The organism is Pseudomonas aestiva (assembly GCF_039908605.1).
GTDB lineage: Bacteria > Pseudomonadota > Gammaproteobacteria > Pseudomonadales > Pseudomonadaceae > Chryseomonas > Chryseomonas aestiva.
Map to the genome: position 1 here is coordinate 4,314,619 of NZ_CP150916.1, position 21,170 is coordinate 4,335,788.

Annotated in this window: 19 protein-coding genes and 1 riboswitch; of the genes, 15 read left to right on the forward strand and 4 right to left on the reverse strand. The window is 66.5% G+C overall.

The window, feature by feature from the left end; all coding sequences use genetic code 11:
• Window positions 1-67 precede the first annotated feature (67 nt).
• The 10 genes from aroQ to AABM56_RS20040 all read left to right on the forward strand — a co-directional run bounded on the left by aroQ (window position 68) and on the right by AABM56_RS20040 (window position 12,418).
• Window positions 68-514 carry a type II 3-dehydroquinate dehydratase gene (gene aroQ, locus AABM56_RS19995; RefSeq protein ID WP_347883658.1) on the forward strand — a complete coding sequence of 149 codons (447 nt, stop codon included), beginning with the start codon at window positions 68-70 and terminating at the stop codon, window positions 512-514.
• Between the two features lie 53 nt (window positions 515-567).
• Complete coding sequence (gene accB / locus AABM56_RS20000; RefSeq protein ID WP_187980397.1) at window positions 568-1,032, forward strand: acetyl-CoA carboxylase biotin carboxyl carrier protein; 465 nt, start codon at window positions 568-570, stop codon at window positions 1,030-1,032.
• A gap of 16 nt (window positions 1,033-1,048) precedes the next feature.
• The gene (gene accC / locus AABM56_RS20005; protein ID WP_187980398.1) at window positions 1,049-2,395 is read left to right on the forward strand and encodes an acetyl-CoA carboxylase biotin carboxylase subunit; all 1,347 of its coding nucleotides are present in this window, start codon (window positions 1,049-1,051) and stop codon (window positions 2,393-2,395) included.
• A gap of 239 nt (window positions 2,396-2,634) precedes the next feature.
• On the forward strand, window positions 2,635-3,510 hold the full coding sequence (gene prmA / locus AABM56_RS20010; protein WP_158890978.1) for a 50S ribosomal protein L11 methyltransferase: 876 nt from the start codon (window positions 2,635-2,637) through the stop codon (window positions 3,508-3,510).
• Window positions 3,511-3,619: 109 nt separating this feature from the next.
• On the forward strand, window positions 3,620-5,059 hold the full coding sequence (locus tag AABM56_RS20015; protein ID WP_347883659.1) for a DUF3426 domain-containing protein: 1,440 nt from the start codon (window positions 3,620-3,622) through the stop codon (window positions 5,057-5,059).
• A gap of 155 nt (window positions 5,060-5,214) precedes the next feature.
• Window positions 5,215-6,207 carry a tRNA dihydrouridine synthase DusB gene (gene dusB / locus AABM56_RS20020; protein ID WP_133861529.1) on the forward strand — a complete coding sequence of 331 codons (993 nt, stop codon included), beginning with the start codon at window positions 5,215-5,217 and terminating at the stop codon, window positions 6,205-6,207.
• Complete coding sequence (gene fis, locus AABM56_RS20025; RefSeq protein WP_026083845.1) at window positions 6,204-6,521, forward strand: DNA-binding transcriptional regulator Fis; 318 nt, start codon at window positions 6,204-6,206, stop codon at window positions 6,519-6,521. The genes dusB and fis overlap by 4 nt, the downstream gene beginning before the upstream one ends.
• A 66-nt stretch (window positions 6,522-6,587) precedes the next feature.
• On the forward strand, window positions 6,588-8,180 hold the full coding sequence (gene purH / locus AABM56_RS20030; RefSeq protein WP_133861530.1) for a bifunctional phosphoribosylaminoimidazolecarboxamide formyltransferase/IMP cyclohydrolase: 1,593 nt from the start codon (window positions 6,588-6,590) through the stop codon (window positions 8,178-8,180).
• A gap of 85 nt (window positions 8,181-8,265) precedes the next feature.
• On the forward strand, window positions 8,266-9,549 hold the full coding sequence (gene purD / locus AABM56_RS20035) for a phosphoribosylamine--glycine ligase (protein WP_263259272.1): 1,284 nt from the start codon (window positions 8,266-8,268) through the stop codon (window positions 9,547-9,549).
• A 94-nt stretch (window positions 9,550-9,643) separates the two neighbouring features.
• A complete protein-coding gene (locus tag AABM56_RS20040) occupies window positions 9,644-12,418 on the forward strand; it encodes a hybrid sensor histidine kinase/response regulator (RefSeq protein ID WP_133861532.1) in 2,775 nt (924 codons plus the stop codon).
• On the opposite strand, the gene AABM56_RS20045 is transcribed toward AABM56_RS20040, so the two are convergent.
• Window positions 12,402-12,797, reverse strand: coding sequence for an acyl-CoA thioesterase (locus AABM56_RS20045; protein WP_064309293.1), 396 nt, complete (start codon window positions 12,795-12,797; stop codon window positions 12,402-12,404). The two genes, AABM56_RS20040 and AABM56_RS20045, sit on opposite strands and share 17 nt — an antisense overlap.
• Window positions 12,798-12,949: 152 nt before the next feature.
• A riboswitch (S-adenosyl-L-homocysteine riboswitch) is annotated at window positions 12,950-13,092 on the forward strand.
• 22 nt (window positions 13,093-13,114) lie between these two features.
• Here AABM56_RS20045 and ahcY point away from each other — a divergent pair.
• The 3 genes from ahcY (at window position 13,115) to AABM56_RS20060 (ending at window position 17,490) form a co-directional block, all read left to right on the forward strand.
• The gene (gene ahcY, locus AABM56_RS20050) at window positions 13,115-14,521 is read left to right on the forward strand and encodes an adenosylhomocysteinase (protein ID WP_133861533.1); all 1,407 of its coding nucleotides are present in this window, start codon (window positions 13,115-13,117) and stop codon (window positions 14,519-14,521) included.
• A 52-nt stretch (window positions 14,522-14,573) separates the two neighbouring features.
• Window positions 14,574-15,410 (forward strand): methylenetetrahydrofolate reductase [NAD(P)H], encoded by an 837-nt coding sequence (gene metF / locus AABM56_RS20055; RefSeq protein ID WP_133861534.1) that lies wholly within the window; start codon window positions 14,574-14,576, stop codon window positions 15,408-15,410.
• Window positions 15,411-15,594: 184 nt separating this feature from the next.
• On the forward strand, window positions 15,595-17,490 hold the full coding sequence (locus tag AABM56_RS20060) for a DEAD/DEAH box helicase (RefSeq protein WP_133861535.1): 1,896 nt from the start codon (window positions 15,595-15,597) through the stop codon (window positions 17,488-17,490).
• A gap of 82 nt (window positions 17,491-17,572) precedes the next feature.
• On the opposite strand, the gene AABM56_RS20065 is transcribed toward AABM56_RS20060, so the two are convergent.
• The 3 genes from AABM56_RS20065 to AABM56_RS20075 all read right to left on the reverse strand — a co-directional run bounded on the left by AABM56_RS20065 (window position 17,573) and on the right by AABM56_RS20075 (window position 18,998).
• Complete coding sequence (locus AABM56_RS20065) at window positions 17,573-17,860, reverse strand: PA4642 family protein (RefSeq protein ID WP_007161573.1); 288 nt, start codon at window positions 17,858-17,860, stop codon at window positions 17,573-17,575.
• Window positions 17,861-17,976: 116 nt separating this feature from the next.
• Window positions 17,977-18,447, reverse strand: coding sequence for a WbuC family cupin fold metalloprotein (locus AABM56_RS20070; protein ID WP_133861536.1), 471 nt, complete (start codon window positions 18,445-18,447; stop codon window positions 17,977-17,979).
• Window positions 18,444-18,998, reverse strand: a complete 555-nt coding sequence (locus AABM56_RS20075) for a hypoxanthine-guanine phosphoribosyltransferase (RefSeq protein ID WP_133861537.1) — start codon at window positions 18,996-18,998, stop codon at window positions 18,444-18,446. The genes AABM56_RS20070 and AABM56_RS20075 overlap by 4 nt, the downstream gene beginning before the upstream one ends.
• Window positions 18,999-19,253: 255 nt before the next feature.
• On the opposite strand from AABM56_RS20075, the gene upp reads away from it, so the two are divergent.
• Together upp and AABM56_RS20085 are read left to right on the forward strand one after the other, a co-directional pair.
• Window positions 19,254-19,892 carry a uracil phosphoribosyltransferase gene (upp, locus tag AABM56_RS20080; RefSeq protein WP_017641072.1) on the forward strand — a complete coding sequence of 213 codons (639 nt, stop codon included), beginning with the start codon at window positions 19,254-19,256 and terminating at the stop codon, window positions 19,890-19,892.
• Entirely contained in the window at window positions 19,889-21,160 is a 1,272-nt protein-coding gene (locus AABM56_RS20085; RefSeq protein ID WP_166655918.1) for a uracil-xanthine permease family protein, read from the forward strand. The genes upp and AABM56_RS20085 overlap by 4 nt, the downstream gene beginning before the upstream one ends.
• Window positions 21,161-21,170: the final 10 nt, after the last annotated feature.

Below are 21,170 nucleotides of genomic sequence, written 5' to 3' on the forward strand. Positions count from 1 at the left end.
GACAGTCACCTCCGGTTGCGGCATAGTCCGCGGCCAATCTGGTTGCGAAATCGCGAGGCAAGTGGCTATGGCGCATCTGCTGGTACTGCACGGGCCCAACCTGAATCTGCTGGGTACCCGCGAGCCGGGCGTCTACGGTGCCACCACCCTGGCCCAGATCAACGCCGACCTCGAAGCCCGCGCCACCGCGGCGGGGCATCGTCTGCAGTCGCTGCAGAGCAACGCCGAACACCTGCTGATCGAACGCATCCACGCCGCGCGCGACGAAGGGGTGGATTTCATCCTGATCAATCCGGCTGCCTTCACCCATACCAGTGTCGCCCTACGTGACGCCTTGCTCGCGGTGAGCATCCCATTCATCGAAGTGCACCTGTCGAACGTGCACAAGCGCGAAGTTTTCCGCCACCACTCCTATTTTTCCGATGTGGCGGTCGGTGTCATCTGCGGGCTCGGCGCCAGTGGCTATCGCCTGGCGCTGGAAGCCGCCTGCGAACAGCTCGCCGCACGCGGCTGAGCGCGACCCAATATCCAGAACATCACCTGAACCCGAGGGGAGAGCCAACGCCAATGGACATCCGTAAAGTCAAGAAACTGATCGAGTTGCTGGAAGAGTCCGGTATCGACGAGCTGGAAATCCGCGAAGGCGAAGAGTCCGTCCGCATCAGCCGCAACACCGGCCGCAACCAGGGCATGCAGACCGTCTACGCCGCCGCTCCCGCGCCGGTCGCCGCGCCGGCCCCGGCTGCCGCTCCGGCCGCTGCTGCGCCGGCTACCGAAGCCGCCGCTCCGCAACTGACCGGTAACGTGGCTCGCTCGCCCATGGTCGGCACCTTCTACCGCGCGTCCTCGCCCACCACTCCGGCCTTCGTCGAAGTCGGCCAGCAGGTGAAGAAAGGCGACATCCTGTGCATCGTCGAAGCCATGAAGATGATGAACCACATCGAAGCCGAAGCCAGCGGCACCATCGGCCAGGTGCTGGTCGAGAACGGTCAGCCCGTCGAATTCGACCAGCCGCTGTTCACCATTGTCTAAGCCCGTGGAGCCCACGATGCTGGAAAAAGTCCTGATCGCCAACCGCGGGGAAATCGCCCTGCGCGTGGTGCGTGCCTGCAAGGAGCTGGGCATCAAGACGGTGGCGGTTCATTCCACCGCCGACCGCGAACTGATGCATCTGTCCCTCGCCGACGAATCGGTGTGCATCGGCCCGGCCCCCTCGCCCCTGTCCTACCTGAACATCCCGGCCATCATTAGTGCCGCGGAAGTCACCGGCGCCACCGCCATCCACCCCGGCTACGGCTTTCTCGCCGAGAACGCCGACTTCGCCGAGCAGGTGGAGCAGTCCGGATTCGCCTTCGTCGGCCCCACCGCCGACGTGATTCGCCTGATGGGCGACAAGGTGTCCGCCAAGAACGCCATGAAGCAGGCCGGCGTGCCCACCGTACCGGGTTCCGACGGCGCCCTGCCGGATGACGAGGCCGAGTGCCTGCGCATCGGCCGCGAAGTCGGCTATCCGGTGATCATCAAGGCCGCCGGTGGCGGTGGTGGTCGCGGCATGCGCGTGGTCGAGGACGAGGCCGAGCTGATCAAGTCGATCAAGCTGACCCAGACCGAAGCCGGCGCCGCCTTTGGCAATTCCATGGTCTACATGGAGAAGTTCCTCGGCAATCCGCGTCACGTGGAAGTCCAGGTGCTCTCCGATGGCCAGGGCAATGCTGTGCATCTCTACGACCGCGATTGCTCGCTGCAGCGCCGGCACCAGAAGGTCATCGAGGAGGCGCCTGCGCCCCAGATCGACGAGAAGGCCCGCGAAGAGGTCCTGGCGCGCTGCGTCAAGGCCTGCATCGACATCGGCTACCGGGGCGCCGGCACCTTCGAGTTCCTCTACGAAGACGGCCGCTTCTACTTCATCGAGATGAACACCCGCGTGCAGGTGGAGCATCCGGTGACCGAGATGATCACTGGCGTCGACATCGTCAAGGAGATGCTCAGCATCGCCGCTGGCAACCCGCTGTCGATCAAGCAGGAAGACATCAAGATCACCGGCCACGCCATCGAGTGCCGGATCAACGCCGAAGATCCCAAGACCTTCATGCCCTCCCCGGGCCTGGTCAAGCACTACCATGCACCGGGGGGCAACGGCGTACGGGTGGATTCGCACCTGTACAGCGGCTACAAGGTTCCGCCGAACTACGATTCGCTGATCGCCAAGCTGATCACCTGGGGCAAGACCCGCGAAGAGGCCATGGCCCGGATGCGCAACGCCCTGGACGAGCTGATCGTCGACGGCATCAAGACCAACGCCGATCTGCATCGGATGCTGACCCGCGACCAGGCCTTCGGCCAGGGCGCGGTGAACATCCACTATCTGGAGAAGAAGCTCGGCATGCGCCACTAAGGACGTGACAGCAGCGCGTCGGCCAGGCTGCGTTGGAAAGCGCCTGGATCGCCAGCCCGGCCTGGGCGGCCCCGTCGGAATGCCCATTTACCCTAGGGAGAATGGGCCTCCTCGGCGATTTCCGCCTTGCCTGACCTGGCTCGCTCGCCCCGTCGGCTTCTTACCTAGCAAACGGGCTGCCCTCGGGCAGCCCGTTTTCATTTACCCTCCCCGCTTTGACCCGATTCAGGTAGCCCACCATGTCCTGGCTGCAAGTCCGCCTCGCCCTCACGCCCGCCCAGGCGGAAACCTACGAAGACCTCATGCTCGAACTGGGCGCCGTCTCGGTGACCTTCATGGACGCCGAGGACCAGCCGATCTTCGAACCGGATCTCGGCACCACCCCGCTGTGGTCCCAGACCCACCTGCTGGCGCTGTTCGAAGGCGATACCGACGCCGCCGCCCTGGAACAGCGCGTGCAGCTGCTGGCCAACGGCCTGACCTACGAGGTGGAGCGCCTGGAAGACCAGGAATGGGAACGCAGCTGGATGGACAACTTCCAGCCGATGCGCTTCGGCCAGCGGCTGTGGATCGTCCCCAGCTGGCACGAGGCCCCGGAACCCGAAGCGGTCAATCTGCTGCTGGATCCGGGCCTGGCCTTTGGCACCGGCACCCATCCCACCACCTCGCTGTGCCTGCAGTGGCTGGACGGCGAACCGGTCGCCGGCCGGCAGGTGCTGGATTTCGGCTGCGGCTCGGGCATCCTCGCCATCGCCGCCCTGCTGCTGGGCGCCGAGCGCGCCGTGGGCACCGACATCGACGTCCAGGCCCTCGAAGCCTCGCGCGAGAACGCCAACCGCAACGGCATCGATCCGGCCCGCTTTCCGCTGTACCTGCCCGCCGATCTGCCAGGCGAGCAGGCCGACGTGGTGGTGGCCAACATCCTCGCCGGTCCGCTGGTCGGCCTGGCCGAGCAGATCACCCGCCTGACCCGCATCGGCGGTCGCCTGGCCCTCTCCGGCATCCTCGCCGAGCAGGCCGAGGACGTCCGCGCCGCCTACGCCGGCTGCTTCGACCTGGAACCCACCGCCACCCTCGACGGTTGGGTACGCATCAGCGGGACCCGCCGCCGCTGATGCGCAGCGGCGCCACCGGTCCGCTCACCCGGCGGCCCGGTGGAGGCCCTTCTTTCGCCAGGGCCTTCGGGTACACTAGCGCGCTTCACTCCCTGGCTGTCGCCTCGCCATGACCGAATCCCTCGTCGCCCAGTGTCCGCATTGCCATACCCGCTTCCGTGTCACCCAGGAACACCTGGCCGCCGCGGATGGCGACGTACGTTGTGGCGTCTGCCTGGAAGTGTTCAACGCCAGCAACCAGGCCGCGCCCCTGACGGCCCCTGAGCCCGCGCCCGCGCCACCCGCGCCGGCGCCCACGCCCAGCGAAGCGGCCTGGCCCCATGACGAACTGGACCTGAGCCACCTGGAGCTGGACGCCGAGGTCGCCCGCCTGGGCGCCCTGGAAGAACAGCGCCGCGCGCCGGTCGCTCCCATGGCGCCTGCCGCCTTGGCCGCACCGCCCGCCGTGACCACGCCGCAGGAAGAGCCGGCATCGGCCCTGGGGCTGGCTGCCCGTCGCCCCCAGGACGACGAAGAGGCCTACGAGCTGCCGTCGCTCGGCGCCGTCTCCGCCGAGCGCGAACCCGAGCCGGAGTCGCTGCGACTGCGGGCCGCGCCCGAGGCGGAGCCTGAGTCCGAGCCCCTGTCCCTTACCGCCGCCGAGCCGGAACCGCGACTCGAACCCGAGCCCGAGCCCGCCTTCGCACCGGCGCCCGAGCCCGAGCCTGCCATCACCCCCTTGCCTGCCGTAGCGCCGGTGGCCCCGCTCGCGGCCGTGCGCGCCCCGCTGAAGCCCGCCCCGGCTACGCCGCCCGCGCCCCTCACCGCCGCGCCGGCCGAACGCCAGGAGCCCGCGCTCGGCCGGGTCGAAACCGACGACGACGAACGCGCCGAACCCGGCCTGGGCCGCCTCGACGACTGGCAGGAGCCGGCTGCCGAATCCCTCAGCGCCGCTCGCGACAGCGACGACGAGCCGCCGCCGGCCAAAGCCGCGAGCGGCCTGCGCAGCGAGCCGGAATGGCAGGACGATCCGCTGCTGGACCTGCACGACGAACCGCTGCAGCTGGACAGCCACCCGCAGCGCCCGCGCTGGGGTCGCCGCCTGCTGTGGATCCTGCTCTGCCTGCTGGCACTGCTCGGCCTGGCCGGCCAGTACGTCTATTACCACTTCGACGAACTGGCGCGGCAGGACAGCTATCGCCCGCTGTTCGTCCAGGCCTGTGCCAGCCTCGGCTGCAAGGTGCCGTCCAAGGTCGATGTGCAGCAGATCCGCAGCAGCAACCTGGTGGTGCGCAGCCACCCGCAATTTTCCGGAGCGCTGCGCGTCGATGCCATCCTCTACAACCGGGCACCCTTCTCGCAGCCCTTCCCGCTGCTGGAATTGCGCTTCGCCGACCTCAATGGCCAACTGCTCGCCAGCCGCCGCTTCAAGCCGGGCGAATACCTGAATGGCGAACTGAAAGGCCAGGACGAGATGCCGCCGCAGACGCCGATCCACATCGCCCTGGACATTCTCGACCCCGGCCCGCGAGCCGTGAATTACAGCCTGAGCTTCTTCTCGCCGGAGTAGCTCCAGGGGGAATTGCTCATAAACTAGCCAACTCGCGCTTTATCCGGAGGCGGTGAGCGGGTATCATTCCCAACCCTTTTCAAGCACAGCAGCCCCTGTCCGCGGCCGGTTTCCGGCGCAGGCGGAACAGGCGCCTATTCGCCAGGGAAAAAGATATGTCGATGGTACGCATCGGCCCTTATACCTTGCCCAATCCGCTGATTCTCGCGCCCATGGCCGGGGTCACCGACCTGCCCTTCCGTCGCCTGTGCCTGGCACTCGGCGCCGGCATGGCCGTGTCGGAAATGGTGACCAGTGACGTGCGGCTCTACGACAGCCGCAAGTCGCGGCTGCGCCTGATCCACGCCAGCGAGCAGGAACCGCGTTCGGTGCAGATCGCCGGCGGCGATCCGGCGATGCTGGCCGAGGCGGCCCGGCGCAATGTCGAACTGGGTGCCCAGATCATCGACATCAACATGGGCTGCCCGGCGAAAAAGGTCTGCAACAAGGCCGCCGGCTCCGCGCTGATGAAGGATGAGGCCCTGGTGGCCGAGATCCTCGCCGCCGTGGTGGCCGCCGTCGACGTCCCCGTGACCCTGAAGATCCGCACCGGCTGGAATCCCGACAATCGCAACGGCCTGCGCATCGCGCAGCTGGCCGAAGCCGCGGGCATCCAGGCCCTCGCCGTGCATGGCCGCACCCGGGACGACCGGTTTTTCGGCGCCGCCGAGTACGACACCATCGCCGCCATCAAGCAGGCGGTCGGTATCCCGGTGTTCGCCAACGGCGACATCGACAGCCCGGAAAAGGCCCGCTGGGTGCTCGAACACACCGGCTGCGACGGCCTGCTGATCGGCCGCGCCGCCCAGGGGCGACCCTGGATCTTCCGCGAGATCGCCCACTACCTGGCGACCGGCGAGCACCTGGCGGCGCCCGGTGATGCCGAGGTGGAGGCCATCCTGCTGGAACACCTCGACGCCCTGCATGCCTTCTACGGCGCGGAAATGGGCGTACGCATCGCCCGCAAGCACGTCGGCTGGTACCTGGCCGACCGGCCGGGCGCCGCGGAATCGCGCGCCCAGTTCAACCGACTGCAAGACACCCAAGCCCAGCACGCCAGCATTCGCGCGTTCTTCGCGCAGCCCCCGACCGGGAAGCAGGTGGCATGAATTCGATGACCGAGACTTTGACTGGAACAGCGCCTGTGAGTGACAACGGCGACCTCAAGCAGCACCTGACCGCTCCCCTGCAGGAGGGTCAGACGCTGCGCGACAGCGTGGAAAAGGCGCTGCGCAACTATTTCGCCCACCTCGATGGGCAGCCGGTGACCGACGTCTACAACATGGTGCTCTGCGAAGTGGAAGCACCCCTGCTCGAAAGCGTGATGAATTACGTCAAGGGCAACCAGACCAAGGCGTCGGAGATGCTCGGGCTCAATCGCGGCACCCTGCGCAAGAAGCTCAAGCAGTACGACCTGCTCTGATCCGCCTCATCGCCGGCGGCCCAGGGGGCTTGACCGGCGGTCTTTCTCCTCCTGATGGACATGACCATGACCGACCAGACCTCTCGCCTCCCCGTCCGCCGTGCGCTGATCAGCGTGTCCGACAAGACGGGCGTCGTCGACTTCGCCCGCGAACTCGCGGCCATCGGCGTGGAAATCCTGTCCACCGGCGGTACCTACAAGCTGCTGCGCGATGAAGGCATCCCAGCGGTGGAAGTCGCCGACTACACCGGCTTCCCGGAGATGATGGACGGTCGCGTCAAGACCCTGCACCCGAAGATCCACGGCGGCATCCTCGGTCGTCGCGGCGTCGACCACGAGGTGATGAGCGAGCACGGCATCCGCCCGATCGACCTGGTCGCGGTCAACCTCTATCCCTTCGCCGCCACCGTGGCCAAGCCGGGCTGCAGCCTGGCCGATGCCATCGAAAACATCGACATCGGCGGCCCGACCATGGTCCGCAGCGCGGCGAAGAACCACAAGGATGTCGCCATCGTGGTCAATGCCAGTGACTACGCGGCCATCCTCGACGACCTCAAGGCCGGTGGCCTGACCTATGCCCAGCGCTTCGATCTGGCGCTCAAGGCCTTCGAGCACACCGCTGCCTACGACGGCATGATCGCCAACTACCTGGGCAGTATCGACCAGCAGGCCGAGACCCTGACCACCGACGGCCGCGCCGCCTTCCCGCGGACCTTCAGCGCCCAGTTCATCAAGGCGCAGGACATGAGATACGGCGAGAATCCGCACCAGCAGGCGGCCTTCTATGTCGAACACGCCAGCGAAGCCTGCGTGGCCACCGCCACCCAGCTGCAGGGCAAGGAACTGTCCTTCAACAACGTCGCCGACACCGATGCCGCCCTGGAAACCGTGAAGAGCTACGGGGAACCGGCCTGCGTCATCGTCAAGCACGCCAACCCCTGCGGCGTGGCCGTCGCCGGCGACATCCGCCAGGCCTATGAACTGGCCTATGCCACCGACAGCGAATCGGCCTTCGGCGGCATCATCGCCTTCAACCGCGAACTGGACGCCGAAACCGCCCGCGCCATCGTCGAGCGCCAGTTCGTCGAGGTGATCATCGCCCCGCGCGTCAGTGCCGAAGCCCGCGAGGTCGTCGCGGCCAAGGCCAACGTCCGCCTGCTGGAGTGCGGCGAGTGGCCCGCCGAGCGCAAGCCCGGCCTGGACCTCAAGCGCGTCAACGGTGGCCTGCTGGTACAGAGCCGCGACATCGCCATGATCACCGCCGACGACCTCAAGGTGGTGACCCGCCGCGCGCCCAGCGAGCAGGAGCTGCAGGACCTGATCTTCGCCTGGAAGGTGGCCAAGTTCGTCAAATCCAATGCCATCGTCTACGCCAAGGGCCAGCAGACCGTGGGCATCGGCGCCGGCCAGATGAGCCGCGTCAACTCGGCGCGCATCGCCGCCATCAAGGCCGAGCACGCCGGTCTGGCCGTGGCCGGCGCGGTCATGGCCTCGGACGCCTTCTTCCCCTTTCGCGACGGCATCGACAACGCCGCGGCCAACGGCATCACCGCGGTGATCCAGCCGGGTGGCTCCATGCGCGACGCCGAGGTGATCGCCGCCGCCGACGAAGCCGGCATCGCCATGGTCTTCACCGGCATGCGCCACTTCCGCCACTAAGGCCCGCCACGGCGAGGGCCGCAGCCTTCGCCGTCGACCCATTTGCGTGGCGGACGTGCCCAGCGCCTGCCCAGAGGAAAGCTTCATGAACGTACTCATCATCGGCAGCGGCGGTCGCGAACACGCCCTGGCCTGGAAGGTCGCCCAGGACACCCGGGTCACCAAGGTCTACGTCGCCCCCGGCAACGCCGGCACCGCCACCGAAGCCAAGTGCGAGAACGTCGCCCTCGACGTCCTGGCCCTGGAGCAACTGGCCGACTTCGCCGCCGCCAACGTCGAGCTGACCATCGTCGGTCCCGAGGCGCCGCTGGTGGCCGGCGTGGTCGACCTGTTCCGCAGCCGTGGCCTGCCCTGCTTCGGCCCCACCGCCGGCGCGGCGCAACTGGAAGGCTCCAAGGCCTTCACCAAGGATTTCCTCGCGCGCCATCAGATCCCCACCGCCGCCTACGCCAACTTCACCGAGGTGGAGCCGGCGCTAGCCTATCTGCGCGAGCAGGGTGCGCCCATCGTGATCAAGGCCGATGGCCTGGCCGCCGGCAAGGGCGTGATCGTCGCCATGACCCTGGCCGAAGCCGAGGACGCCGTGCGTGACATGCTCTCTGGCAATGCCTTCGGCGATGCCGGTGCGCGAGTGGTGATCGAGGAATTCCTCGATGGCGAGGAAGCCAGTTTCATCGTCATGGTGGATGGCAAGAACGTGCTGCCGATGGCCACCAGCCAGGACCACAAGCGCGTCGGCGACGGCGACAGCGGTCCCAACACCGGCGGCATGGGCGCCTACTCCCCGGCGCCGGTGGTGACCGCGGCGGTCCATGACCGGGTCATGCGCGAGATCATCGAACCCACCGTGGCCGGCATGGCCAGCGAAGGCAATGTCTACACCGGCTTCCTCTATGCCGGCCTGATGATCGACCAGAGTGGCGCGCCCAAGGTCATCGAATTCAACTGCCGGTTCGGCGATCCCGAGACCCAGCCGGTGATGCTGCGCCTGCAGTCCAGCCTGGTGCTGCTGGTGGAGGCCGCCCTGGCCGAGGCCCTCGACAAGATCGAAGCCTGCTGGGATCCACGTCCGAGCCTGGGCATCGTCCTGGCCGCCGGCGGCTATCCGGGCGACTACGCCAAGGGTGACGCCATCGCTGGTCTCGAGGCCGCCGCAGCGCTGCCGGGCAAGGTGTTCCACGCGGGCACCGGCCTGCGCGACGGTCAGGTCGTCACCGCCGGCGGTCGGGTGCTGTGCGCCACGGCTCTGGGCGAAACGGTCTCCGCCGCCCAGCAGAACGCCTCTGCGCTGGCCCGGGAAATCTCCTGGCAGGGCTGCTTCTACCGCAGCGACATCGGCTACCGCGCCATCGCTCGCGAGCGACAGTGAAGCTCGCCTAAGGGATCAGCCTGTTACACTGTTACGTCAACAGACGTGACGGGCTGGTCTATACTCGACGTCCGCATTTGCGAAGGGAACTCTCGTGCACCGGCTCTGGATCGCCATAGGCTTTGTGGTCAGCTGGCTGCTGTTGCTGCTGGTGGCCAATTCCGTGCAGGCCGAGAATTCGCTGGATGCGGGCTGGGCGCAGTACGAGGACGTCACTGGCGAATTCTCGCTCGACGATGTCCGTGATCGGCTGTCCGCTTTCAAACCGCTGACCACCGCCAGGGCCCACCGCCCAGCCGGTTCCGGTGCGCTCTGGCTGCACACCCGCATCCAGCCCGACGCCCAGCAGCGGCTGCTGCGCATCATTTCGCCCAACGTCGGCTACCTGGATTTCTTCGCCTATCGCGATGACCAGTTGCTCAGCGAGATCCGCGACGGCCTGTCGCGGCCGCTGCTCAATCCGCAGCAACTCAGTCGCGACTTCGTCTTCCCGATTCCACAGAGCGATCAGCCGCTCGACCTCTTCCTGAGATTCGAATCGCCCCAGCCGATGCGGATCGCCCTGACCCTGAGCAGCAGTGCCGAAGCCGAGATCACCCATCGCCTGGTGATGTTCGGCGTGTTGCTCGGCTGCCTGGCCATGCTGGCGCTGTACAACGGCGCCCAGCTGCTCTACCACCGCAGTCGCGCCACCAGCGCCCTGACCCTGCTGCTGGTGATGCTGGTCTGCGTGGCCCTGAACATCTTCGGATTGAGCAAGTTCTTCCTGGGCACCTTCAAGGGCCAGACGCCGCTGCTGACCGATCTGTCGGTGCTGGCCTGCAGCGCCGCCGGGCTGAATCTCGTGGGCGCCTTCTTCGGCTGGCGACGGCTGCCGCTGTGGGTCCGCCGCACGCTGCGGGGTCTGCTGGCCCTGGTCGGCCTGGCCGCCGTGGTGCGTATCGCCGCCGGCGAATTCTATGTCGGCGACTGGCTGATGGCGGTCAATGGCCTGGCGCTGTGCGCCTGCCTGATCATCGCGCTGGAGCGCTGGCACCAGGGCGCCCGCTATGGGCGGCTGCTGGTGATGAGCTGCGCCCTGCTGGCCCTGGCCGGGCTGATCGCGCTGCCGATCCTGGCCGGCTACGCCAATCCACCGGTGTGGATGGGCCGCGGCCTGATCGCCAGCTGCATGCTCAGCGGCATCCTGCTGACCCTGGCCCTGGAGGAGCGGCGTCGCTATCTGCGCGAGGAACATTTCACCCGCACCCGCGACAGAGCCACGGACCATGCGGAACTCAAGGGCAAGGCCGAATTTCTCTCACGCATCAGTCACGAGATCCGCACGCCCATGAACGGCGTGCTGGGCATGACCGAATTGCTGCAGGGCACGGCGCTGTCGGCCAAGCAGCGCGACTATGTGCAGACCATCCACAGCGCCGGCGCCGAGCTGCTCAATCTGATCAACGAGATCATCGACATCACCCGCCTGGAAAGCGGCCAGATCGAACTCGAGGAGGTCACCTTCGACCTCAATGCCCTGCTCGACGACTGCCTGGACATCTTCCGGCCGCGTGCCGAGGAGCACCGGGTCGAATTGCTCAGCTTCATCCAGCCCCAGGTGCCGCGCCGCTTCATCGGCGACCCGACCCGCTTGCGCCAGATCCTGCTCAACCTGCTGGAAAACGCCTTCCAGCGCACCGAGGAGGGCGAGATCCTGCTGGTGATCTCCCTGGAAGAGGCCACCGGCCAGCCACCACGCCTGCGCATCTCGGTGCAGGACAGCGGCACGCCGCTGGACGCGGCGCTCAGTCGCCAGCTGCTGTCCACCCACCTCGACCGCCGAGACTTCCTCGCCAGCGATACCGACAGCCTGGATTTCGGCCTGATCATCGCCCGCCAGCTGGTGCTGCTGATGCAGGGCGACTTCGGCATCCAGAACAACGCCGAGGGCGGTTCCAGCTTCTGGATCAGCCTGCCCATCCCGGCTCAGGCGCTGGTCCTGTCGCGCGGCGACAGCGACTATCCGCTGCAGGACGTGCGGGTGCTGGTGGTCGATGACAACGAACTCTGCCGCAAGGTCCTGCAACAGCAGTGCAGCGCCTGGGGCATGCAGGCGGTCACCGCCGCCTCCGGGCGCGAGGCCCTGGCCCTGCTGCGTACCCAGTCGCACCTGCGGGAATACTTCGATGTGGTGCTGCTCGATCAGCAGATGCCGGGCATGACCGGCATGCAGCTCGCCGCGCGCATCAACGAAGACGAGAATCTCAACCACGATCTGCTGCTGATCATGCTCACCGGGCTGAGCAATGCGCCGAGCAAGGTCATCGCCCGCAACGCCGGTATCAAGCGGGTGCTGGCCAAGCCGGTGGCCGGCTATACCCTCAGAGCCACCCTGGCCGACGAACTGTCGCGCCGCGGCCAGCGGGTCAGCGAGCCCGAGCCCCAGGAACAGCCCAGCGGCATTCCCAGCGACTTCCGCGTGCTGGTGGCCGAGGACAACAGCATCTCGGTCAAGGTGATCCGCGGCATGCTGAAGAAGCTCGGCGTCGAACCCGATACCGTGAGCAACGGCCTGGAGGCCTTCGAAAAGCTCCAGCAGAACACCTACGACCTCATCCTGATGGATTGCGAGATGCCCCTGCTGGACGGCTTCGGCGCCACCCGCCGGCTACGTGCCTGGGAACAGCAGAATCATCGTTCGCGCACCCCGGTGGTGGCCCTGACCGCGCATATCCTCGCCGAGCACAAGGATCGCGCCCAGGAGGCCGGCATGGACGGCCACATGGGCAAGCCGATCGAACTCTCGCAACTACGTGAATTGCTGCTCTACTGGGCCGAGCGGCGGCGCCTGGACGTGACCCGCGCCGGCCTCAAGGCGACTCCTTGAACCTGTCCTCGACATAGGTGATCCGGGTCTTGCCATGGGGCACCGGATTGCCTTCCTCGTCGAGATTGACGAAGACGATCTTGTCGATGGTGAGGATGCTCTTGCGGGTGATCTTGTTGCGCACCTCGCATCTCAGGGTGATGGAGGTACGCCCGAACTCGGTGGCGGTGATGCCCAGCTCGATGATGTCGCCCTGACGCGAGGCGCTGATGAAGTTGATCTCCGAGATGTACTTGGTCACCACCTTGGGATTTTCCAGCTGCACGATGGCGTAGATCGCCGCCTCCTCGTCGATCCATTTCAGCAGACTGCCGCCGAACAGGGTGCCATTGGCATTGAGGTCTTCGGGTTTCACCCACTTGCGGGTATGGAAGTTCATCAGGGCTCCTTGAATTTCCAGGGGGGTTGAGGCATCAGATCAGGGCGCGCGCGGTAGATTCCGGTCGACATGAGGCAGAGCGCCACCCTTTGGGTTTATCGCGATCCTCGTTATACTGCCCGCGCATCGCGGCCACCAGGCCGCCCCGCCTTCCGTTCGAGGGGCGCTGCAGCACGCTGCGTTATCCCATCCTAGCCGACCCGCCGCTGGCGCGGGCATCACGGCCGGCATGACGTCAGACGTTGTCAGGCTCGAACGGAGCGTTATCAGAACGCATCAACGGCGCCCATTCGCACCTAACGAATGGAGACTCTTCAATGAGCGCTGTCCTCACGCCTGCCGCTTTCAACGATTTCAAGGTCGCCGACATCTCCCTGGCCGACTGGGGTCGTCGCGAAGTCATCATCGCCGAATCGGAAATGCCCGCCCTCATGGCACTGCGTGGCAAGTACGCCGGCGAACAACCCCTGGCCGGTGCCAAGATCCTCGGCTGTATCCACATGACCATCCAGACCGCCGTGCTCATCGAGACCCTGGTGGCTTTGGGCGCCGAAGTGCGCTGGTCCAGCTGCAACATCTTCTCCACCCAGGACCAGGCCGCCGCGGCCATCGCCGCCGCCGGTATCCCGGTGTTCGCCTGGAAGGGCGAGACCGAAGCCGAATACGAGTGGTGCATCGAGCAGACCATCCTCAAGGACGGCCAGCCCTGGGACGCCAACATGGTGCTGGACGACGGCGGTGACCTGACCCAGATCCTGCACGACAAGTATCCGCAGGTGCTGGAGCGCGTCCACGGCATCACCGAAGAGACCACCACTGGCGTACACCGCCTGCTGGACATGCTCAAGGACGGCACCCTCAAGGTCCCGGCGATCAACGTCAACGACTCGGTCACCAAGAGCAAGAACGACAACAAGTACGGTTGCCGCCACAGCCTCAACGACGCCATCAAGCGCGCCACCGACCACCTGCTGTCCGGCAAGCAGGCGCTGGTGATCGGCTACGGCGACGTGGGCAAGGGCTCGGCCGCCTCGCTGCGTCAGGAAGGCATGATCGTCAAGGTCTCGGAAGTCGACCCGATCTGCGCCATGCAGGCCTGCATGGACGGCTACGAGCTGGTCTCGCCCTATGTCGATGGCCTGAACGACGGCACCGAAGCCTCGGTGGATCGCGCCCTGCTGGGCAAGATCGACCTGATCGTCACCACCACTGGCAACGTCAACGTCTGTGACGCCAACATGCTCAAGGCGCTGAAGAAGCGCGCCCTGGTGTGCAACATCGGTCACTTCGACAACGAGATCGACACCGCCTTCATGCGCCAGCACTGGGGCTGGGAAGAGGTGAAGCCGCAGGTGCACAAGATCCACCGCACCGGTCTGACCGTCGACTCGGCCAACGACGACTACCTGATCCTGCTGGCCGAAGGCCGCCTGGTGAACCTGGGCAACGCCACCGGCCACCCCAGCCGCATCATGGACGGCTCCTTCGCCAACCAGGTGCTGGCGCAGATTCACCTGTTCCAGGAGAAGTTCGCCGACCTGCCGGTCGCGGAGAAGACCGCCAACGTCACCGTCATGGTCCTGCCCAAGAAGCTCGACGAAGAAGTGGCGCTGGAAATGGTGAAGGGCTTCGGTGGCGTGGTGACCCGTCTGACCGAAGCTCAGGCCAAGTACATCGGCGTGACCCAGGAAGGCCCCTTCAAGCCCGACAGCTACCGCTACTGATGGCCAGGCCACCCGCTCCCCGGAGCGGGTGGCCGCCCACGAGAGAGACGACGTGAAACCCAGTCTGAGTTTCGAATTCTTTCCCTGCAAGACCGAAGCGGGCCACGAGAAGCTGATCGCCACGGCGCGGCAACTGGCAAGTCATGGGCCGGAGTTCTTTTCCTGCACCTATGGCGCCGGCGGATCGACCCGCGACGGTACCTATCGCACCGTGCGCCAGCTCAACGACGAGGTCGGGGTGCCGACCGCACCGCACCTGTCGTGCGTCGGTGACAGCAAGGCCAAGCTGCGCGAGTTGCTGCAGCAGTACCGGGAAGCCGGCATCAACCGTATCGTCGCCCTGCGCGGCGACCTGCCGTCCGGCATGGGCCTGTCCGGCGGTGGCGAATTGCGCCACGCCAGCGATCTGGTCGCCTTCATCCGCGAGGAAACCGGTGATCACTTCCATATCGAAGTCGCCGCCTATCCGGAAACCCATCCGCAGGCGCGCAGCTTTACGGACGACGTGCGCAATTTCGTGTACAAGATGCAGGCCGGTGCTGACCGCGCGGTCACCCAGTACTTCTTCAACGCCGATTGCTACTTCCATTTTGTGGAACGTGTCCGCAAACTGGGAGTCGAAGCCCCAGTGATCCCTGGCATCATGCCGATCACCAACTACAGCAAGTTGGCGCGCTTCTCCGATGCCTGTGGCGCTGAACTGCCACGCTGGCTGCGGAAGCAACTGGAAGCCTACGGTGACGACACCCAGAGCATCCAGGCCTTTGGCGAAGAAGTCATGACCGACCTCTGCGAGCGACTGCTCGAAGGTGGGGCACCCGGTGTGCACTTCTATACCCTGAACCAAGCGGAGCCGTGTATCGCCATCTGGCGAAACCTCGGTTTTTGAAGTCGGCCAGGCGAACTGGCGGCGACTTTACCCAATCGTGATTACCGCTATCGGTCATCGTCCGACTCGTCATCCAGCGCAGGATGACGAGGGTGGGCGAGACGTCCCAAGCCTTTCGGACGTCAACCGGCAGCGCAACCGCGCCCCCACGTCGGCGGGACGCCGACAGAGACAGGAACCCCGCATGTCCTTCATTTCCCTCGGTCTCTCCGAGGCCCTTGCCCGCGCTGTGGAAGACGCTGGCTACACGAATCCCACGCCTGTTCAGCAACGCGCCATTCCGGCCGTCCTGCAGGGTCGCGATCTGATGGTGGCTGCCCAGACCGGCACCGGCAAGACCGGTGGCTTCGCGCTGCCGGTACTCGAGCGCCTGTTTCCCAACGGTCATCCCGATGGTCACCACTATGTGGCCAAGCAGCCCCGCGTGCTGGTGCTGACGCCGACCCGTGAACTGGCGGCCCAGGTCCACGACAGCTTCAAGGTGTACGCCCGCGACCTGCCCATGCGCAGCGCCTGCGTCTTCGGTGGCGTCGGCCTCAAGCCGCAGGTCACCGCCCTGGCCAAGGGTGTCGACGTGCTCGTCGCCTGCCCGGGTCGCCTGCTGGACCTCGCCGGTCAGCAGAGCGTCGATCTGTCCGCCATCGAGGTCCTGGTGCTGGACGAAGCCGACCGCATGCTGGACATGGGCTTCATCCACGATGTGAAGAAGGTCCTGGCCCGTCTGCCGGCCCGCCGCCAGAACCTGCTGTTCTCGGCCACCTTCTCCAAGGACATCACCGACCTCGCCGGCAAGCTGCTGCAGGATCCCGAGCGGATCGAGGTCACCCCGCCGAACACCACCGTCGAGCGCATCGAGCAGCGGCTGTTCCGCATCCCCGCCAACCAGAAGCGCGCCCTGCTCGCCCACCTGATCACCCTGGGTGCCTGGGAACAGGTGCTGGTGTTCACCCGGACCAAGCACGGCGCCAACCGCCTGGCCGAGTACCTGAACAAGCACGGCCTGCCGTCGGCGCCGATCCATGGCAACAAGAGCCAGAACGCCCGCACCAAGGCCCTGGCCGACTTCAAGAGCAACGAGGTTCGTGTCCTCGTCGCCACCGACATCGCCGCTCGCGGCCTGGACATCGATCAGTTGCCCCACGTGGTCAACTTCGAGCTGCCCAATGTCGAGGAAGACTATGTCCACCGTATCGGCCGCACCGGTCGGGCCGGTCGCAGCGGCGAAGCCATTTCGCTGGTCTCCCCGGACGAAGAGAAGCTGCTCAAGGCCATCGAGCGCCTGACCAAGCAGAGCATCCAGGACGGCGACATGCAGGGCTTCGACCCGCAGTCCGTGCCGCCCGAGCAGCCGGAAGTCCGGGCACCCCGCGAACCGCGTGGCAAGCCGCAGCAGAATCGCCAGAAGAAGGCCGACAAGCCGGCGCGCAGCGAAGGCAGAGGCCAGGGTCAGGGTCAAGCCCAGAACCCGGGCAAAGCCGCCGGTGGCGAGCAGTCCGGCGCTCAGCCCCAGGGCGAGCGCAAGGGGCGTTCCCGCAATCGTCGCGACCGCCGCGATCGCGATGACGCCGGCCAGGACAAGGCCGCCGTGCAACCCGGCCAGGCCGTTGCCCAGCAGCCGCGCAATCGTGATCCGGAAGAATTTCTGGATGACGCCTACGACAACTTCGGCAACAGCGTCGACTACGTGAGTCCCTACCAGGGCAAGGGCCGCAAGGGTCCGCGCAGTGGCAACGGCGGCAGCGCGCCGCGCGCCGCCACGACCGGCGGCCAGGGCCAGCCCCGTCAGGGTCAAGGCCAGGGCCAGGGCGCTGCCCGCGGTCCGCGCAGCCAGCAACAGCAGCAGCCCGGCAAGCGGCGTGGTCAGAACGGTCAGCCCCGTGCCGCCCGGCCCTATGAAGCCGCGCCCAGCGAGCCGCGCGCCTATGCCACGGAAGAGCGGGCGTCGAACAAGCCGCAGCCGAAGATCGTGCACAAGCCGTCGCGTGCCGATCGCCTGCCGACCCTGGAGCAGCTGGAAGAGATGCCAAGCCGGCCGCGCAGCGAGAAGCCCGCGCTGCTGACCCGCAACCGCGACGCCTGATGGCCGACGGGCCGCTCAGGCGGCCCGTTCACCAGGCAAAAAGAAACCCCGCCATGGCGGGGTTTCTTTTTTATGCGGCCATTTAGGCGTGGGCGGCGCGCAGGGCGTCGATGTAGGGCTCGGCCTGGCGATGACTACGGATCAACTCGATGAAGTCTTCACCCTGGTCGTTACGGGCATCCAGGTCGTAGCCGGCCTCGACGAAGAAGCCGACGAAGCGCTCGAAGTCATCCGGGCGCAGGCCGCGATAAGCCTTGACCAGCTTGTGCAGAGACGCGGGGGTATCGTCCGCCGGCTCGACCGCGAGAAACAGCTTGATCTGCTCGTCGCTGATCTCTTCACCGATGACCTGCTTTTTATCCTTGCGCATCCTTTGGCTACCTGTGCTGGGGGATTCTTTGGAGAAAAGGAGGACCGATTCTAACCCCGCCCCTCGCCTGCCCGCCAGTGACAAACCGTGGTGATACCGCGACCCTGGTCGAAAGTTCAATCGAATTGAGCGCGCATCCAGCTGCGATAGCGCTCGGCGTCGGGCGCGCCCTCCAGCGGGGCCCAGGCCGGTCGTTCACCCTCGCCCAGCGGCACGAAGGGCCCGGCCTTGCATTCGAAGAACAGGCAGTCGCCCTCCAGGGCAACCAGCGCATGGTAGTGCCCGGGGGCGAGATCGACGCCCGGGCAACCGGCGCGCTGGGACAGCTCGCGGCGCAGCAGCACCTGTCCGTCTTCGCCGAAGGTCAGCAACCCGAGCCGGCCCTGCAGCACCAGCAGGCTCTCGGCCTTGTGCGGATCCAGGTGGCGATGGGGCGGTATGTAGCTGTCCTCGCACATCCCCACCACCAGGCGATGGCAGGGCTCGTCCATGAGATGCAGGTTGTGATGGGCGCGCCGTCGCGGGCTGGCCGCCGCCTGCCGGAGCAGGTCGGCGAACAGCGCCTGATCGAACAGCCGCGTGGTCACAGCCCCTTCACGGCATAGATGCCGGGCGCGTTGCGCCAGTAGCCCTTATAGTCCATGCCGTAGCCGAAGATGTAGCGATCGATGCAGGGCAGGCCGACGTAGGTGGCTTCCAGGCCCTTGACCTTGCGGTCGTGGGTCTTGTCGATCAGCACCGCGGTGTGGACTTCGCGGGCGCCGGCATGGCGGCAGAAGTCGATGATGGCCTTGAGGGTATGGCCCTCGTCGAAGATGTCGTCGACGATCAGCACATCGCGATCGATAAAGGACACCTCGGGCTTGGCTTTCCAGAACAGCTCGCCGCCGGTGGTCTCGTTACGATAGCGGGTGGCGTGCAGGTAGGACATTTCCAGCGGGAAATGCAGCCGGGTGGCCAGCTTGCCGGTCAGGATCAGGCCGCCGTTCATCACGCAGAAGACCACAGGATTGCGCTCGGCGAGATCGGCGGTGATAGACGCGGCGATCCGGTCGATGGCCGCTTCGACCTGGGCTTCGTCATACAGGCAATCGGCTTCCTGCATGATCTGGCGGATGTGGGCGAGATCGGCGGACATGGGGCTTCTCCGGGGGACGGGGCGCCTGCCTGATGGTTGGCGCGGATAAAAGGCGGCAAAGGTACAGACACCGCGAACCGATCTCAAGCGCCGCCAGGCGGCTACTATTGTCGCAGGGTACTGCCCACCTCGGGTCGGATGCTTTAATGTACCGCGGTTTTTTTGTGCGCCTGCCCTTCCTGCGGCAGGCCTTCGGGCCGCCGGTCGTACCGAAAACGTCCTCGATCCGCTGCCCTACCGTCTCTGGAGAATCCCATGCCCGTCCACGAAATCCGCCACCCGCTCATCCGTCACAAGCTCGGCCTGATGCGGCGCGCCGACATCAGCACCAAGAACTTTCGCGAACTGGCCCAGGAAGTCGGCGCCCTGCTGACCTACGAGGCGACCAAGGACCTGCCGGTGGAAGAGGTGGACATCGAAGGCTGGTGCGGCACCGTCAAGGTGGAAAAGATTTCCGGCAAGAAGGTCACCGTGGTGCCCATCCTGCGCGCCGGCATCGGCATGCTCGACGGCGTGCTCAGCCTGATCCCCAGCGCCCGGGTCAGCGTGGTGGGCCTCGCCCGCAACGAATCCACCCTGCAGGCCCACACCTACCTGGAAAAGCTGGTGGGTGAACTGGACCAGCGGATGGCCATGATCATCGACCCCATGCTGGCCACCGGCGGCTCCATGATCGCCACCATCGACCTGCTGAAGAAGGCCGGGGCCAAGGAAATCCGTGCCCTGGTGCTGGTGGCGGCGCCCGAGGGCATCGCCGCGGTCGAGGAAGCCCATCCGGACGTGCGCCTCTACACCGCCTCCATCGACGAACGGCTCAACGAGCACGGCTACATCCTGCCGGGGCTGGGCGATGCCGGTGACAAGATCTTCGGCACCAAGCAGAAGGACGCCTGAGCGTGACCGCGCGGGAACCGCTCTGGCGGGAGATCCTGGTCGGCGCCCAGATGCTCTTCGTGGCCTTTGGCGCCCTGGTGCTGATGCCGCTGATCACCGGCATGGACCCCAATGTGGCCCTCTTCACCGCAGGCTTCGGCACCCTGCTGTTCCATCTCGTCACCGGCCGCCAGGTGCCGGTGTTCCTGGCGTCGAGCTTCGCCTTCATCGCCCCGATCATCGCCGCCAAGGCTGAATTCGGTCTGCCGGCGGTACTGGGCGGGGTGGTGGCGGCCGGCTTCGTCTACACCTTCCTGGGGCTGGCGGTGAAGGTGCGCGGCGTGGGCTTCATCGACCGCCTGCTGCCGCCGGTGGTGATCGCCCCGGTGATCATCTCCATCGGCCTGGGGCTGTCGCCGGTGGCGGCCAACATGGCCATGGGCAAGGCCGGGGACGGCAGCGCCCAGCTGGTGCCCTATGCCACGGCGATGATGATCTCCATGCCGGCACTGGTCACCACCCTGCTGGTGGCCATCTACGGCAAGGGCATGTTCCGCCTGGTGCCCATCCTCGCCGGGGTCTTCGTCGGCTACGCGCTGGCCTTCGTCTTCGGCATCGTCCATACCGAGGGCATGGCCGCCGCCCCCTGGCTGGCGATCCCGGCCTTCGTCGCGCCGGAATTCCACTGGGGCGCCATCCTGTTCATGGTGCCGGTGGCCCTGGCGCCGGCCATCGAGCACGTCGGCGGGGTGATCGCGGTGGGCGGCGTGACCGGCCAGAACTACCTCAAGCAGCCCGGGCTGCACCGCACCCTGCTGGGTGACGGCCTGGCCACCTCCTCCGCCGGGCTGTTCGGCGGGCCGCCGAACACCACCTATGCCGAGGTGACCGGCGCGGTGATGCTGACCAAGAACCACAATCCGCGAGTCATGCTGTGGGCCGCCGGCTTCGCCATGGTGCTGGCCTTCGTCGGCAAGTTCGGCGCGGCGCTGCAGACCATCCCGGTGCCGGTCATGGGCGGCATTCTCTGCCTGCTGTTCGGCTCCATCGCGGTGGTGGGGCTGAACATCCTGATCCGCCACCAGGTGGATCTGTCCGAGGCACGCAACCTGGTGATCGTCTCGGTGACCCTGGTGTTCGGCATCGGTGGCATCGTCTTCGGCAACGGCGAGATCGGCCTCAAGGGCATCTCGCTCTGCGGCCTGATCGCCATCGGCCTCAACCTGGTCCTGCCCGGGCACAACGCCTGGAAGAAGGACGCCGAACCGCCAGAGCGTCCGCTGCTCTGACGGTCAGCCC